Raw genomic sequence first — 14,022 nt, 5'->3', positions numbered from 1 at the left:
TCAAATACTGTCGATCAATGATGTAGCAGCCGGCCGATGCCGGTGACCGTATCATTGTTTTTGCCGGCCAGCGCCGCCCGGTGCCCGGGACTGACCGCCACTACGGTACTGTTCGAGCATCTTTGCGCGCTTCACTACACCCTCACCCGCCTGCCCTGCAAGCACTGCAGCATGGATAAAAGTGTTCTGGCCCATCACCCCTTCCATTTCGTCCTCCGAGAAGAGACGGAAGGAAGGTATTTCTTCCTCGGCTTCCATTCCGAGATGCCAGGCCTTGCGAGCCTGGTCTATTTTTCTCACGCCATCCTCGGCGGCATTCGTTGCGTGGAACACCGCAATTGCGGCTCCACTCCTGACTGCGGCATCCACTTTCGCGGAACCCGTAACGAACTGGCCCGCCTTGCGAGCCATATTCATCATCTGCATCAACTGCTGTCCAAGCAGCGTCTCTACGGTTTGACCGAGATCGGCTGCCGCCTTCACATCCGCTTTCAAAGCGCGAGCGAAGAGCTTCTTCGCAATCGCCTTGTCGACCAATGAGCGATCGATCTTGACCCAGCAGCCGCGTCCCGGAAGCTGTCGCTTCAGGTCGGCGATGACAGTCCCATCCGGAGCGGCAACGAAGCGGATCAGCTCATCCGGCGATCCGCTTTCGCGCGTCACGATGCACATGCGACCATTCACGTCATATCCTGCAAGATCGTCGTCCTCAGGAGAAACGGTCGGCTCACGCGCGGACATTATACTTCCTGCTCGGCCTCGGGAGCTTCTTCAGCTTCCGCGTCCTTGGCGAGGTCTTCTTCGGTGATCCAGCCTGCGGCGAGGCGAGCCTGAACAACCATTTGCTCAGCCTCGACGCGTGAAACGTCGAACTTCGAGAACAGGCCTTCGAACTTCTTGGTCTCGCCGTTCTTGCGTTCACTCCAGCCAACGAGATCGTCAGCGGCGCAGCCGGCGAAGTCCTCGATCGTCTTGATGCCGTCTTCACCGAGCGCGACCATCATCTGCGCGGTCATGCCGTCGATCTGGCGCAGATCGTCGGAAACGCCGAGCGCCTTGCGCTTCTCGTCCATTTCGGCTTCCAGGCGCTCCAGATACTCGCGGGCGCGCGTCTGGATTTCCTGTGCCGTGTCTTCGTCGAAACCGTCAATCGAGGCAATTTCATCAAGGTCGACGTAGGCAAGCTCTTCGACCGCCGCGAAACCTTCCGAGGCCAGAACCTGACCGACCATTTCGTCAACGTCGAGCGAATCCATGAACAGGTTGGTGCGCTCGTTGAATTCCTTTTGACGGCGCTCCGACTCTTCGGCTTCCGTCATGATGTCGATGTCCCAGCCGGTCAGCTGCGACGCCAGGCGGACATTCTGACCGCGGCGACCGATGGCGAGCGACAGCTGTTCATCGGGAACCACAACTTCAATGCGCTCGGCATCCTCGTCGAGAACAACCTTGGCTACTTCAGCCGGCTGGAGGGCGTTGACGACGAAAGTCGCGGGGTCCTGCGACCACGGGATGATGTCGATCTTTTCGCCCTGAAGCTCGCCAACGACGGCCTGAACACGAGAACCGCGCATACCGACGCAAGCGCCGACCGGATCGATCGAGCTGTCGTTCGAGATAACGGCGATCTTGGCACGCGAACCCGGATCGCGAGCAACCGACTTCACCTGGATGATGCCGTCGTAGATTTCAGGCACTTCCATGGTGAACAGCTTAACCATGAACTGCGGATGCGTGCGCGACAGGAAGATCTGCGGGCCGCGCTGTTCACGGCGAACATCATATACGTATGCGCGGACGCGATCGCCATAGCGGACGTTTTCGCGCGGGATCATTTCGTCGCGGCGGATGATGCCTTCGCCACGGCCGAGGTCGACGATAACGTTGCCGTATTCGACGCGCTTGACGGTGCCGTTGACGATCTCGCCGACGCGGTCCTTGAACTCATCGAACTGGCGGTCACGTTCGGCTTCGCGAACCTTCTGGACGATAACCTGCTTGGCGGATTGGGCAGCGATACGGCCGAAATCCATCGGCGGCAACGGATCGGCGATGAAATCGCCAAGGGCTGCATCCGGATTGCGGTCGCGGGCCAGCTCAAGCGGAATCTGGGTCGAATAATCTTCGGCCTTGTCGACAACTTCGAGCAGACGCTGAAGACGGATTTCACCGGTCTTCGGATTGATGTCGGCGCGGATATTGGACTCGGTGCCGTACCGGGAGCGCGCCGCCTTCTGGATCGCGTCCGCCATTGCGGCAAGCACGATCTCGCGGTCGATGACCTTTTCGCGCGCCACTGCATCTGCGATCTGCAGAAGTTCGAGCCGGTTCGCACTGACTGCCATTGTCTTTTCTCTCCGTCTAGGCGTTCCGGGTTCCCGTCCCTGGAGCCATAAGTTGATCGGTTATTCTTCGTCTTCCGATTCGTTCTGGTTCGCGGCCTCTGCCTTCGCCAGCTTGTCGGCGCGCAGTGCATCGCGGATCAGATCGTCGGTCAGAATGAGCTTCGCATCGCTGAGCGCAGTGAAAGGGATTACAACCTTCTGCTCTTCGCCATAGGCAACCTGGTCACGCTCGAGCGTGAAACCATCCGCATCGCTTTCCACGATCTTGCCGCGGAAGCGCTTGCGGTTGCCGATCATGATCGACGTCTCGCACTTCAAAAGGTGTCCCTGCCAACGGGTGAAATCCGATTTCCGAACCAGCGGACGATCGATACCCGGCGAAGACACCTCGAGATGATACTCCCGATCGATCGGATCTTCCACATCCAGAACCGGAGAAATGGCCATCGAGACCGCCTCGCAGTCCTCCACAGTCATCGTTCCGTCGTTGCGCTCGGCCATGATCTGCAGGGTTGCGCCGTTCTGATTGAGCATCCGCACGCGGGTCAGGCGAAACCCGAGATCCACCAATACAGGCTCGATAATGTCGGCAAGACGCTGGTCGAGACCGGTCTCAGTGATTAACCGCGGCTCAAGTTCATTGTCTGCTTTCGTCGGATCCGACAAGCGATGCGCTCCTAGCAATTTCATGCATTTTGGGTGACCGCGGTAATAAAAAAGAGCGGGTCCTTGCGGCCCACTCTTCATCAAAACGATCAAGATTTGAGAGCCATATAGGCCGGTTTTTCCAAAATTGCAAGCTCCATCGCCAACGTTCCGGATGCGCCCCGGCGCTAGCCAGAGGCACCTTGCGCCATATATTGGCTTCCAGAGACCGGCATCGGGAGGGATCGTGCCTTACACATCGTCGACACTGGCGCCGTTGCGGCACGGAACCTACCGCAGGATCTGGTTTGCAAGCCTAGCCTCGAATTTCGGGGGATTGATCCAGGCGGTGGGCGCCGCCTGGATGATGACGACCATCACGGCGTCGGAGAATATGGTTGCGCTGGTGCAGACATCGACGGCCTTGCCGATTATGCTTTTTTCGCTCGTGTCTGGCGCCCTAGCTGACAGCTTCGACCGGCGCCGGGTGATGCTGACGGCGCAATATTTCATGCTTGCCGTTTCCGCGCTGCTTAGCATCTCGGCCTATTTCGGCTGGCTTTCGCCCTGGCTGCTCCTCTTCTTCACGTTTCTGATCGGATGCGGCACAGCGCTAAATAACCCCTCCTGGCAGGCTTCCGTCGGCGACATGGTTCCACGAGCGGATCTCCCGGGCGCCGTCACGTTAAACAGCGTAGGCTTCAACATCACGCGCAGCGTCGGCCCGGCGATTGGTGGTGTCATCGTCGCTGCAGCCGGCGCCGCTGCGGCGTTTGCCGTCAACACATTGAGCTATTTCGCATTGATCTATGCGCTGATGCGCTGGAAACCGAGCTTGCCGACCTCCAATCTGCCGCGGGAGACGCTCGGCAGCGCCGTCTTTGCGGGCCTTCGCTATGTGTCGATGTCGCCCAACCTGCAGAAAGTGCTATTGCGCGGTCTCATCTTCGGCGTCACTGCCAGCTCGATACTCGCGTTGCTGCCGATCGTGGCAATCAACCTCGTTGTCGGCGGTCCCTTGACCTATGGCCTCATGCTCGGCTCCTTCGGCATTGGCGCGATCGGCGGTGCGATGCTGAATGATCGGCTGCGTGAGCGCTTTTCGAGCGAAACGATCGTGCGCATCTCCTTCGCCGGCTTTGCATTGAGCGCCGCGATCGCCGCCTTCAGTCCGATTGCCGCGCTGACCTGTGCCGGACTGGTGATATCGGGCGCTTGCTGGGTATTGGCGCTTTCGCTGTTCAATACGATCGTGCAGCTGTCGACGCCGCGCTGGGTCGTCGGTCGCGCGCTGTCGCTCTATCAGACCGTGACCTTTGGTGGCATTGCGGGTGGCAGCTGGCTCTGGGGCATCGTCGCCGGCCGCTACGGCATCTCCAACGCCCTGCTGATCTCCGCGGTTGCCATGCTCTTCGGCATTGTCGTCGGGCTGCGCTTCGCCATGCCGGCCTTTGCCTCGCTCAACCTCGACCCACTGAACCGCTTCACCGAACCTGCGCTCGGTCTCGATATTACGCCACGCAGCGGCCCGATCGTCGTCCAGATCGACTATGAAATCGCGGACGCGGATGTTCGCGAGTTTCTGGCACTGATGGGCGAGCGGCGGCGTATCCGCATTCGCGACGGCGCCCGCAATTGGGCACTGATGCGCGACCTCGAAAAGCCAGGGCGGTGGACCGAGACCTACCACACGCCAACCTGGGTCGAATACATCAGGCACAATCAACGCCGCACCCAGGCCGACGCGGAAAATATCGAACGGTTGCGCGATCTCCACCGCGGCGTGGACCTACCGCAGGTGCACCGGCTGATCGAGCGTCAGGCCATTCCGCCCAATGACGACGTCTTCTATAAAGCGCCGATCGACCTCCACCATTGAGGCAAGACATGGATACCTTCCGCCATGCCCACCGTGCCGATGACCGATATCATCGAGATGCTTTCTGATGACGATCTCGGCGCCACGCCCGACATCGTCTCGGATTTGCTGAATGCCAGGTACATTGCCGTATTCGAAGCAATCGAATCCGATGATGTGTGCGCATCGCCAGAGATGCGCGAGTCGCCTAGGCCTTGTTCCGATTCATCGAACGGGCGGTGGCGCGATGGGTCGAAGCTCGGCTATGGCCCGATTCCATTGACCTCCGGCAAATCGCGGGCGAAGTCGATCCGCTTCTACGAGAAGCTGGGGTTTGTGGCGCGCCACGAAGGCAGAATCGGACCACCCTCCAGACTTACTTCAACCTACCGATCATCGACGCCTCGGGATAACAGGTCGGTTTCATGCCGTTCTTTTCCTGCCACTGACCAATGGACCTGCGCGTCTTGTAGCCCGGCAGCCCATCGGAGCCGCCGACATCATATCCCTTTTTCTCCAACGCCTTCTGCATGGCCGCCACGTCGGAGCGCAGCATCTTGCCGACGTCGCCCCACGGACCCTGAAAAGCGCCGGAACCATAGGCGATCCGATCCGCGAGATTGCCGATATAGAGCGCGTAAAGATCGGAGTTGTTGTATTCCTTGATTACGTAAAAGTTCGGCGTGACGACGAATTCCGGTCCGTCGCGGCCTGCCGGGACGAGCATCATGCCGGATGCCTTGCCTTCGTCGGAGGGGAAGGCCTTGCCCGATATACGCGTAACGCCAAGCGAGGCCCAATGCGATACGGGCTTGGCTAGATCCGGCCCCTCCTGCGCACAGGAAACCTGATCGGGAATCGTGACTTCATAGCCCCAGCCACGACCGCGCTGCCAGCCCTTCTGGCCGAGGAAGTTGGCAATCGAGGCAAGTGTGTCGGGTACAGACGTCCAGATATTGGGATGGCCGTCACCATCGAAATCGACGGCATACTTGAGGTAGCTGGTGGGCATGAACTGCGGCTGGCCGAGCGCACCGGCTGATGACCCCTTGAACTCAGCCGGCGTTGCGTCGCCGCGATCGATGATGTGCAGAGCGGCAAGAAGCTCGGTGCGGAACATCTCTTTGCGCGTTGACATGAAAGCCTTCGTCGCCAGCACTTCGACTGCCGAGTTCGGGATTTTGGCGGCACCGAAGCCCGTTTCGCGACCCCAAACAGCCAGCACGATCGAACCGGGAACGCCGTAGGTCCTTTCGATTTTTTTGAGCACCGTCGCATATTGCGAAGCAAAATCGCGACCGGTGGCAGCCAGCCGCTTCAGCCGATCCTCGTTGAAATAGGGTGCGGGAGAGGAAAATTCGGCCTGCGTCTGCTTCTGCTCCTTCGGCGGCGGAAAGCCGGGAGGCGCGAGATCCGTCAGGCTCCAATTGAGTTCGACGCCCGCGAAGGACGCGCGAAACGCCCGTTCTGAAATGCCGTTCCTCTGTGCTTCCGGCCAGAGGTCATTCTGCACCCAGCTCTCGAACTGCGCTTCGACATCGGCTTTCGACGCGCAAAGCACCGGCTTGCATGACAGCGCCAAAAGCGCCGCCGTCACGATCAAAAGGCGGTCAAAAATGCGCTTGCTCATGCTTCCCCCTAGATTGCCGTGCGCGCCCTCAGTGCCGCCTGAAGCGTTCCCTCGTCAAGATAGTCGAGCTCGCCGCCAACCGGGACGCCGTGAGCAAGGCGCGTAATCTTGACGTTCAGTCCGGTCAGTTGGTCGGTTATATAGTGTGCTGTCGTCTGTCCCTCGACGGTCGCATTTACCGCGATGATCAGCTCGCGAACGCCGCCGGAGGTAACGCGCTCGATCAGGCCGCGAATGTTGAGATCATTCGGACCGACGCCATCCAATGGTGACAAGGTACCGCCTAGGACATGGTAGGCTGCGTTCAAGGCACCGGCGCGTTCAAGCGCCCAGAGATCGGAAACGTCTTCGACTACGATGATGACGGACTGGTCGCGGCGGTTGTCCGTGCAGACAGTGCAGGGATCCACCGTATCGACGTTGCCGCAACGCGAGCAGATCTTGACCTTGTCATAGGCCTCGCCCATGGCATTCGACAAAGGGCCGAGCAGTTGGTCCTTTTTCTTGATGAGGTGCAGCGCAGCCCGGCGCGCGGAGCGCGGGCCGAGGCCCGGTACCTTTGCCAGCAGCTGGATCAGTTTTTCGATTTCGGGGCCGGTGACTCGCTTTGCCATGAGCGGTTATTAGACCATATGGTGGCAAAACGGAAACAGGTTGGGAGTGTGGAGCGATGAAAATCCTCGCCATATGCATCGGCAGTGCCGAGCGCCTGCCCGGCAAGAGCTACAAGACGGGGATCTACAAGCATCCGATCGGCGGCAATGTGCTTGTCGATGCGGAGGGGCTGGTCGGCGATACAATCTGCAACCGAAAGCACCATGGCGGCATCGACCAGGCGGTCTATCTCGAGGGGTCGCTGACGCTCGACTGGTGGTCGATGGAACTTGGACGAACCGTCGAGCCAGGCACGTTCGGTGAGAACATGGTGATCGACGGTCTCGATAACCGCGCCGTTTCGGTTGGCGATCGATTCATCGCCGGCAATCTTGTTCTCGAGGTCACCAGCGCGCGTATCCCTTGCGCGACCTTTGCCGCCCGGATGGGCGACCCGCGCTTTGCCAAGCGTTATACCAAAGCGGGCCGTCCGGGCATCTATTGCCGCGTTCTGAAAAATGGAGCGATCGAAGCGGGAATGCCGATCGACCATCTCCCCTTTGGCGGCGAAAAGGTCACGATGCCCGAGATGATCGCGACATTCGGCAAGATACTCACGACGCAGGATCGTAACCGCTATCTCTCGGCTCCGATCCACAACAAGCTTCGCAAGATTCTGGAAGCGCAGGCGCACACCTAGCGCAAGCGTGCCTCAAGGTCTGCCAGGGCGGCCCTTCCCTCCGGCCAATCGCCAAGCCCGCTCGTCCCGTTGATGTGACCGCGGGCGCCGATCTCCATGAATTCGCTGCCCCAACCATTGGCCGAGGTGCGCGCATAGTTGAGAGAGCCGAAAGGGTCGTCGTTGCTGGCTATAACAAGGGATTCGAACGGGAGCGTGGTTGCCGGTGGATCGGCAAAGCCGGCAGCCTCGGGCGGGAAAGCCGGCGAAGACGGATCCGGGGGAGCGACCAGCAGCGCGCCGCTAGCGCGATACCTACCCCGCCACGACCAATGTGCAACCAGCAGGCACGAGAGGCTATGGGCGACGAGAACCGGTTCGGCCTTTGACTGTGCGACGGCACGGTCCAGCGCTGCAACCCAATCCTCAAGGTCTGGCTCATCCCAACTCGAGGGCGAAAAACGACGCATGCGAGAATCGCTCGCCTCCCATCGGGATTGCCAGTGTCGTTCGCCAGACCCGCCGATTCCGGGCAAGGTAATAATATCACGCATCGACGCCTTCCTGTTGCTAGACTCGTAAGCTGCATGAGATAGTCGGCAACTGACATGGGAAATCATCGGACAAAATGTCCTCCAGCCGATGAATTGAAGGCGAACAATAATGACTGGTTTCATGAGCCGGCAACTTGACCCAACCGACATGCTGATTATCGAGATCATGCAGGCGGACGGACGCATCTCCGTCTCCGAACTCGGGCGAAAGGTCGGCCTGTCGCAACCGGCCTCATCCGAACGGCTGAAACGTCTGGAGGAGCGAGGCATCATCGAGGGTTACGGTGCCCGCATCAACACGGCGGCGCTCGGATTGGGGATGGTGGCCGTAATCCGGCTGCGCACCACCCACGAACATATTCGTGCCTGTCTCAAGCAATTCTCTGAAATGCCACAAATTATCGAGGTTCTAAGACTGACCGGAGAGGACTGTTTCATTTTAAAAGTCCTGGTTCCCTCACCGTCCGAGCTTGAGATCATCGTCGACAGCATAGCGCGCTATGGTGCGGTAACGACATCCCTCGTCTTGCGCAGCGAGCCTGCAAAGCCGATCGGTCGCGAACTGATGAAACTGACCCGCAACTACCCCTGAGATGGATTTCGACCCCTACCACTTGCTGATGTCAACAACGCTCCTAGTTTTTCACGCACGGGGTGCAAATCGAAGGAGGCTCGCATGTCCATCGCAAGACTTATCGCGACGGCAGTCATTGCCGCAACAGCCACTACCTTCCTATCAGCAACGCCGGCGGCAGCCCGCGTCAAGGTCGGCTCGCTTGGCTGTGACATTTCTCCGGGATTCGGTGTCATCATCGGCTCCAAGCGGACGCTCAACTGCATATTTACACCGTCCTCCCCTGATCGACCGAGCGAACGCTATACCGGTACGATCACCAAATTTGGCGTTGATATCGGGACTCTCGCCGGCGGCGGATTGATTTGGCTCGTCTACGCACCGACAAACCGGCTCGACGGCGCCTTGCAGGGCAGCTACTCCGGCGTCGCAGCCAATGCGACGGTCGGGCTCGGTGTTGGGGCCAATGTTCTGATCGGTGGTTTCGAGGGCTCGATCGCTCTACAACCTGTCTCCGCTGAGGGCACGTCCGGTCTCAATATCGCTGCGGGCGTTGCGAATATGATCCTGACCTGGGTACCTCCGGCACCCCCGCCACTGGCCCCAAAGCGGCATATCTCGCAGAGGTAACCTAACGCATAGCGATTGCGACAGCAGCGCCTGCCATCGTACCGGCGCTGGCGCGATTGGCGATGCGCACCGCGCGGCGGCTTTTCAAGAAGCTTCTTGCCTTGGCAGCTGCCAGCGCCCAGCTGATATCGATCACGATCAGCACCAGAAACATCGTCGCAACAAGTTCGGCCCAACCGAGGACGGTCACGGCGTGGATGTCGATGATCGACGGCAGAAGCGCCATGTAGAACATCATGATCTTCGGGTTGCCGAGCGTTACCGTCATGCCAGCCAGAAAGAGCTTCAATGGCGACCGCGCATCGGGCAGCGCCTCGTCTTCACGATCGGGCGACGCGAACCACATCTTCCAGGCGAGATAGAACAGATAGCAGACGCCAAGCCACTTGATAGCGACGAAGGCGTAGTGGAAGGTTTCGGCAATCGCCGCAAGGCCTGCAACTGCGCAGGTCAGCCAGATTGCTTCGCCGAGCCACATGGCCGCTAGGAACGGCAGAACGTCACGCGCCCCCTTGGAAATCACGCGGGCGACGAGGGCGGCGACGCTTGGCCCGGGGGACCCCGCCGCCACAAACAATGCGCAAGTAAAGACAAACAGACTGGTCAACGTCATCGGCAATCCTCCTACTGCGTCACGGAAGCGATGCAGGCGCCGCCGACACCTCTCTCTTGATCTGTCGGTGATCTGCCGGCGATCAGAACGGCATCTTGAAGCCGGGAGGAATAGGCAGGCCGGCGGTCAGCGCCTTGGTCTTTTCAGCAGCGGCGACTTCAGCTTTGTCCTTGGCATCCTTGTGAGCGGCAACGATCAGGTCCTCGAGAATCTCGACGTCGTCTTCCTTGAAAAGTGACGGGTCGATCTTCAGGCTCTGCATCTCGCCCTTGCCGTTGAGAATGACGGTAACGAGACCGCCACCCGATTTGCCTTCTGCGTGGAGTTCGGCGATCTCCGCCTGCATCTTCTCCATCTTGGCCTGCATTTCCTTGACTTTGCCCATCATGCCCATGATGTCGCGCATCGTCTCGCTCCTTCTCGATAAATCAGAAAATTATGTCGTCGCCCGGCAGGATGTCGCCCTCGTCGGATTCGGCAGCAGCGGGCGCCTTGACCTCGTCTTCCTCATCGGGCTCCGGCGCCCGCACACGAACATCGATGATCTTGGCGCCTGGAAACTGTGCGAGGATCGCCGCTACATCTGGATCCTGACGCGCGTCGCTCACCTGCTGAGCCTTGGCCTTGGCTTCGGCCTCGACGATCGTCGGCTGGCCCTGCTCGCGGCTGAGGCTGACGATCCAATGGATCCCAGTCCACTCCTTGAGTTTGACCGCCAGTTCGTTGAGCAGTGTGCCGGGGGCGCCTTCCGTCAGATTGACGTCGAGGCGGCCCGCTTCGATGCGAACAGGGCGGACGAAGTTACGCACCAGTGCCTTGATCTTGGCATCGCGCTTTTCGCCGGCCAGATTGGCGATATCAGCAATGGAATTGACCGCTACCAATGGCTTTGGCGCCTCGGTCGGTCTCGCCTCGACGCGGCCGACCGGCACGTTCTGGGGATCCGGATTAGGAACCGCGCGCAGCATGGCGGTTGGGCCGGCGGGCTGCGGGCGCGGGATCGACTCGGTCGATCGTGCCGCCAGATTGCCCTGATAATTCACCGTCGCGCCGCCGCCACCATTGCTCGAAGGGGCAGACGGACGCCCGCCAGCGTTCGTCTCGGAAAACTCCGCAAGACGACGGGCAGCATCTTCGGGCGCCGGTAGATGCGCTGCATGCGCCAGCCGAATCAGCACCATTTCGGCGGCACCAGCTGGCCGTGAAGAACCTTCGGCCTCCGGAATACCTTTCAGCAACATCTGCCAGATGCGCGACAGCGTCGTCACCGCCACGCCTTGGGCGAATTCGGCAGCCTTGGTGCGTTCGATTTCACTCAGCGAAGGATCGCTCGCCGCATCCGGCACATATTTCAGGCGCGTGACCAAGTGCGTGAAATCAGCAAGATCGGTTAGCACGGCAACAGGATTGGCGCCGGCTTCGTACTGGCTTTCGAATTCGCCGAGCGCCGCTGCCACATCGCCTTTGACGATGTGATGAAAGAGATCGACGATGCGGGCGCGGTCGGCAAGACCGAGCATGCCGCGCACGGCTTCGGTCAAAACGGCACCGCTACCATGGGCGATCGCCTGATCAAGCAGCGAAAGACCATCGCGCGCCGACCCTTCGGCCGCACGGGCTATCATCGCGAGCGCGTCGGGCTCGGCCTCGATGCCTTCCTTTGACGCGATCGTGGTGAAGAGGCCCACGAGATCAGAGGCGCTGATTCGGCGCAGGTCGAAGCGCTGGCAGCGCGACAAGACAGTAATCGGAACCTTGCGAATTTCTGTCGTGGCAAAGATGAACTTCACATGCTCCGGCGGCTCTTCGAGCGTCTTCAACAGGCCGTTGAAGGCCTGCGTCGAGAGCATATGCACTTCGTCAATGATGTAGACCTTGTAGCGCGCCGACACCGGGCGGTAGCGCACCTGCTCGATGATCTCTCTAATATCATCGATACCCGTGTGGGAGGCGGCGTCCATCTCGATGACGTCGACATGCCGGCCTTCCATGATCGCCTGGCAATGCTCGCCGGGGATCCGCAAATCAATTGTCGGCTTGTCGATATCGGCTGTCTTGTAGTTCAGCGCACGAGCAAGGATTCGGGCCGTCGTCGTCTTGCCGACCCCGCGAACGCCGGTGAGCATGTAGGCCTGCGCGATACGGCCGGTCTCGAAGGCGTTGGTCAGTGTCTGGACCATCGGCTCCTGGCCGACCATCAGATCCGTGAAATCCTTGGGGCGGTATTTGCGTGCCAGCACCCGGTATCCGGTGCCCGTCGAGGCGGCATCTTTTGATTGTCGCTCGGTGTCGCTCATCGCCCTGCTTATCACCCGGACTGCCCGAGCAAGAATGGAGAGAAAGGTGGGAGGCTGGCACGATGACCCGTGCCGGGCTCGTTAGGGCTGCTTCCTTCCGGACCTGACCCGGTTGGCGAGTGGCTCGTCCACCACCAACCTCCCGGATGCACATATCGGCAATATCGGCATCAAAAGCAAGCCAAGCTCAAAAAAAACTGCTAGCCTCAGGAAAACATGGAGGAATGCCTGTTGGACGAATTCAAGCTTGACCGCCGGTTGGAAAGCGATAGCGACACTGTCATGCAGACGGGGCTGTGCGATCTCAGGCTGTCGAAGGACGCCCGCTGGCCCTGGCTGATTCTTGTGCCGCGCAGGACGGATGTCAGCGAAATCTTCGAACTGACGCCCCTCGATCAGGTCTTGCTGACGTTCGAGACGGAGATGGTCGCCTCAGCCCTGAAGAAGATCACCGGCGCCACAAAAATCAATATCGGGGCCCTTGGCAACATCGTCCGTCAGCTTCATGTTCATGTCATTGCCCGCTTCGAAGGCGATGCCAACTGGCCAAATCCCGTGTGGGGTTTTGGCAAGGCCGAACCTTATACGGCGGATAAGAGAGATGACCTAATAGAGAAGTTGCGGGAAGCCCTTTCATCATGAGCCGTTCGCTTTTCGATTCGGATGTTCCGCATCCGGAACCCAGCAGCCTGACTGCATTCGCCGCTAACGACCTGATCCGCGATTCCGAACATCGCGACGAGACGTCCGTCGACAAGGCGCTTGCCAAGGAGGGAACACATATCTTCGCCTTTGCCGGCGACAAGCTGGTCTTGAAGCATGATGGGCAGGTGCTCGATCCGCTGTTTGCGCGCTACGAACTGAAGGACCTACAGCCAAACTGGGACGAAACAGTGCTGCTCGGCTACCGCAAGACCGGGGAACCGCGTCTCGCCGTGCCGGTGGGTGTTCCGGAAGAAGAACTCGCCAGCCATTACAAGCCCTCGGATGGCCGTTCACTGTTCCGCGAAATGCTGATCGACGAGGTCCTGCTCGGTGAGTTCGCCCAGGGAGCAAGCCTCATCCGTTGGAACCGGGACAACAAATTCTGTGGCCGCTGCGGTTCGACCATGGAAATTCATATTGGCGGCTACAAACGCGTCTGCTCCGCCTGCGGGCACGGAATCTTCCCGCGCACCGATCCCGTCGTCATCATGCTGACGATCGATGAGGAACGCGATCTCTGTCTCCTCGGTCGGAGCCCACACTTTGCGCCTGGCATGTATTCCTGTCTCGCCGGTTTCGTGGAACCGGGCGAGACGATCGAGAACGCCGTGCGGCGCGAGACACTAGAAGAATCCGGAATCAATACGGGACGAATCCGCTACCATGCCTCGCAACCCTGGCCGATGCCGCATACACTGATGATCGGCTGCTATGCCGAAGCAAAGTCCAAAGAGGTCAAGTTCGACCGCCAGGAGTTGGAAGACTGCCGCTGGTTCACACGCGAGGAAACGCTTGAGATGCTCGAGCGCCCCAGCGCAACCGGCAAGGCACCGCCTCCAAAGGGAGCAATCGCCCACCGGCTGATGCGCGACTGGGTGGAGTGGAAAAGGCAATAAGG

Annotated in this window: 15 protein-coding genes and 1 other RNA gene; 6 read left to right on the top strand and 10 right to left on the bottom strand. The window is 59.9% G+C overall.

Annotation, left to right across the window (positions count from 1 at the left end):
• Positions 1-51 precede the first annotated feature (51 nt).
• Genes BN77_RS04570 through rimP form a run of 3 tightly spaced genes read right to left on the bottom strand, consistent with a single transcriptional unit; the run spans position 52 to position 3,011 of the window.
• Positions 52-741 (bottom strand): RNA-binding protein, encoded by a 690-nt coding sequence (locus BN77_RS04570; protein WP_007528950.1) that lies wholly within the window; start codon positions 739-741, stop codon positions 52-54.
• On the bottom strand, positions 741-2,345 hold the full coding sequence (nusA, locus tag BN77_RS04565; RefSeq protein WP_007528948.1) for a transcription termination factor NusA: 1,605 nt from the start codon (positions 2,343-2,345) through the stop codon (positions 741-743). Before nusA ends, BN77_RS04570 begins: the two co-directional genes overlap by 1 nt.
• A 60-nt stretch (positions 2,346-2,405) precedes the next feature.
• A complete protein-coding gene (gene rimP / locus BN77_RS04560) occupies positions 2,406-3,011 on the bottom strand; it encodes a ribosome maturation factor RimP (protein ID WP_007528946.1) in 606 nt (201 codons plus the stop codon).
• A 226-nt stretch (positions 3,012-3,237) separates the two neighbouring features.
• Here rimP and BN77_RS04555 point away from each other — a divergent pair, with 226 nt between their 5' ends.
• Entirely contained in the window at positions 3,238-4,869 is a 1,632-nt protein-coding gene (locus BN77_RS04555) for an MFS transporter (RefSeq protein WP_007528943.1), read from the top strand.
• A gap of 355 nt (positions 4,870-5,224) precedes the next feature.
• On the opposite strand, the gene BN77_RS04550 is transcribed toward BN77_RS04555, so the two are convergent.
• Together BN77_RS04550 and recR are read right to left on the bottom strand one after the other, a co-directional pair.
• A complete protein-coding gene (locus tag BN77_RS04550; RefSeq protein ID WP_007528940.1) occupies positions 5,225-6,478 on the bottom strand; it encodes a lytic murein transglycosylase in 1,254 nt (417 codons plus the stop codon).
• 8 nt (positions 6,479-6,486) lie between these two features.
• On the bottom strand, positions 6,487-7,092 hold the full coding sequence (gene recR, locus BN77_RS04545; protein WP_007528938.1) for a recombination mediator RecR: 606 nt from the start codon (positions 7,090-7,092) through the stop codon (positions 6,487-6,489).
• A gap of 56 nt (positions 7,093-7,148) precedes the next feature.
• On the opposite strand from recR, the gene BN77_RS04540 reads away from it, so the two are divergent.
• Positions 7,149-7,772 (top strand): MOSC domain-containing protein, encoded by a 624-nt coding sequence (locus BN77_RS04540; RefSeq protein WP_007528936.1) that lies wholly within the window; start codon positions 7,149-7,151, stop codon positions 7,770-7,772.
• On the opposite strand, the gene BN77_RS04535 is transcribed toward BN77_RS04540, so the two are convergent.
• Positions 7,769-8,305, bottom strand: a complete 537-nt coding sequence (locus BN77_RS04535; RefSeq protein ID WP_007528934.1) for an RBBP9/YdeN family alpha/beta hydrolase — start codon at positions 8,303-8,305, stop codon at positions 7,769-7,771. The genes BN77_RS04540 and BN77_RS04535 overlap by 4 nt on opposite strands.
• 109 nt (positions 8,306-8,414) lie before the next feature.
• On the opposite strand from BN77_RS04535, the gene BN77_RS04530 reads away from it, so the two are divergent.
• Both BN77_RS04530 and BN77_RS04525 read left to right on the top strand, forming a co-directional pair.
• Entirely contained in the window at positions 8,415-8,897 is a 483-nt protein-coding gene (locus tag BN77_RS04530) for an Lrp/AsnC family transcriptional regulator (RefSeq protein ID WP_007528932.1), read from the top strand.
• A gap of 84 nt (positions 8,898-8,981) precedes the next feature.
• Positions 8,982-9,509, top strand: coding sequence for a DUF992 domain-containing protein (locus BN77_RS04525; protein WP_007528930.1), 528 nt, complete (start codon positions 8,982-8,984; stop codon positions 9,507-9,509).
• Position 9,510: 1 nt separating this feature from the next.
• Here the strand turns inward: BN77_RS04525 and BN77_RS04520 are convergent, their stop codons facing one another.
• The 4 genes from BN77_RS04520 to ffs all read right to left on the bottom strand — a co-directional run bounded on the left by BN77_RS04520 (position 9,511) and on the right by ffs (position 12,562).
• Complete coding sequence (locus tag BN77_RS04520) at positions 9,511-10,122, bottom strand: LysE family translocator (protein WP_007528927.1); 612 nt, start codon at positions 10,120-10,122, stop codon at positions 9,511-9,513.
• 82 nt (positions 10,123-10,204) lie between these two features.
• On the bottom strand, positions 10,205-10,528 hold the full coding sequence (locus tag BN77_RS04515; RefSeq protein WP_007528925.1) for a YbaB/EbfC family nucleoid-associated protein: 324 nt from the start codon (positions 10,526-10,528) through the stop codon (positions 10,205-10,207).
• Between the two features lie 22 nt (positions 10,529-10,550).
• Positions 10,551-12,419, bottom strand: coding sequence for a DNA polymerase III subunit gamma/tau (locus BN77_RS04510; RefSeq protein ID WP_007528923.1), 1,869 nt, complete (start codon positions 12,417-12,419; stop codon positions 10,551-10,553).
• Positions 12,420-12,465: 46 nt separating this feature from the next.
• Positions 12,466-12,562, bottom strand: an RNA gene (ffs, locus tag BN77_RS31905) — signal recognition particle sRNA small type.
• A gap of 88 nt (positions 12,563-12,650) precedes the next feature.
• On the opposite strand from ffs, the gene BN77_RS04505 reads away from it, so the two are divergent.
• Together BN77_RS04505 and nudC are read left to right on the top strand one after the other, a co-directional pair.
• Complete coding sequence (locus BN77_RS04505) at positions 12,651-13,061, top strand: HIT domain-containing protein (RefSeq protein ID WP_007528921.1); 411 nt, start codon at positions 12,651-12,653, stop codon at positions 13,059-13,061.
• Entirely contained in the window at positions 13,058-14,020 is a 963-nt protein-coding gene (gene nudC / locus BN77_RS04500; protein WP_007528918.1) for an NAD(+) diphosphatase, read from the top strand. Before BN77_RS04505 ends, nudC begins: the two co-directional genes overlap by 4 nt.
• Positions 14,021-14,022: the final 2 nt, after the last annotated feature.

This window comes from Rhizobium mesoamericanum STM3625, from assembly GCF_000312665.1.
In the GTDB taxonomy this organism is placed as follows: domain Bacteria; phylum Pseudomonadota; class Alphaproteobacteria; order Rhizobiales; family Rhizobiaceae; genus Rhizobium; species Rhizobium mesoamericanum.
Note: the sequence above shows the minus strand (reverse complement) of the source record. Positions and strands in the feature narration are given on the sequence as shown.

What these genes read in the sequence shown, in the direction of transcription:
- BN77_RS04570 (WP_007528950.1), bottom strand. Translation starts at nt 741, where the DNA reads ATGTCCGCGCGTGAGCCGACCGTTTCTCCTGAGGACGACGATCTTGCA.
- nusA (WP_007528948.1), bottom strand. Translation starts at nt 2,345, where the DNA reads ATGGCAGTCAGTGCGAACCGGCTCGAACTTCTGCAGATCGCAGATGCA.
- BN77_RS04550 (WP_007528940.1), bottom strand. Translation starts at nt 6,478, where the DNA reads ATGAGCAAGCGCATTTTTGACCGCCTTTTGATCGTGACGGCGGCGCTT.
- recR (WP_007528938.1), bottom strand. Translation starts at nt 7,092, where the DNA reads ATGGCAAAGCGAGTCACCGGCCCCGAAATCGAAAAACTGATCCAGCTG.
- BN77_RS04540 (WP_007528936.1), top strand. Translation starts at nt 7,149, where the DNA reads ATGAAAATCCTCGCCATATGCATCGGCAGTGCCGAGCGCCTGCCCGGC.
- BN77_RS04535 (WP_007528934.1), bottom strand. Translation starts at nt 8,305, where the DNA reads ATGCGTGATATTATTACCTTGCCCGGAATCGGCGGGTCTGGCGAACGA.
- BN77_RS04530 (WP_007528932.1), top strand. Translation starts at nt 8,415, where the DNA reads ATGACTGGTTTCATGAGCCGGCAACTTGACCCAACCGACATGCTGATT.
- BN77_RS04525 (WP_007528930.1), top strand. Translation starts at nt 8,982, where the DNA reads ATGTCCATCGCAAGACTTATCGCGACGGCAGTCATTGCCGCAACAGCC.
- BN77_RS04520 (WP_007528927.1), bottom strand. Translation starts at nt 10,122, where the DNA reads ATGACGTTGACCAGTCTGTTTGTCTTTACTTGCGCATTGTTTGTGGCG.
- BN77_RS04515 (WP_007528925.1), bottom strand. Translation starts at nt 10,528, where the DNA reads ATGCGCGACATCATGGGCATGATGGGCAAAGTCAAGGAAATGCAGGCC.
- BN77_RS04510 (WP_007528923.1), bottom strand. Translation starts at nt 12,419, where the DNA reads ATGAGCGACACCGAGCGACAATCAAAAGATGCCGCCTCGACGGGCACC.
- nudC (WP_007528918.1), top strand. Translation starts at nt 13,058, where the DNA reads ATGAGCCGTTCGCTTTTCGATTCGGATGTTCCGCATCCGGAACCCAGC.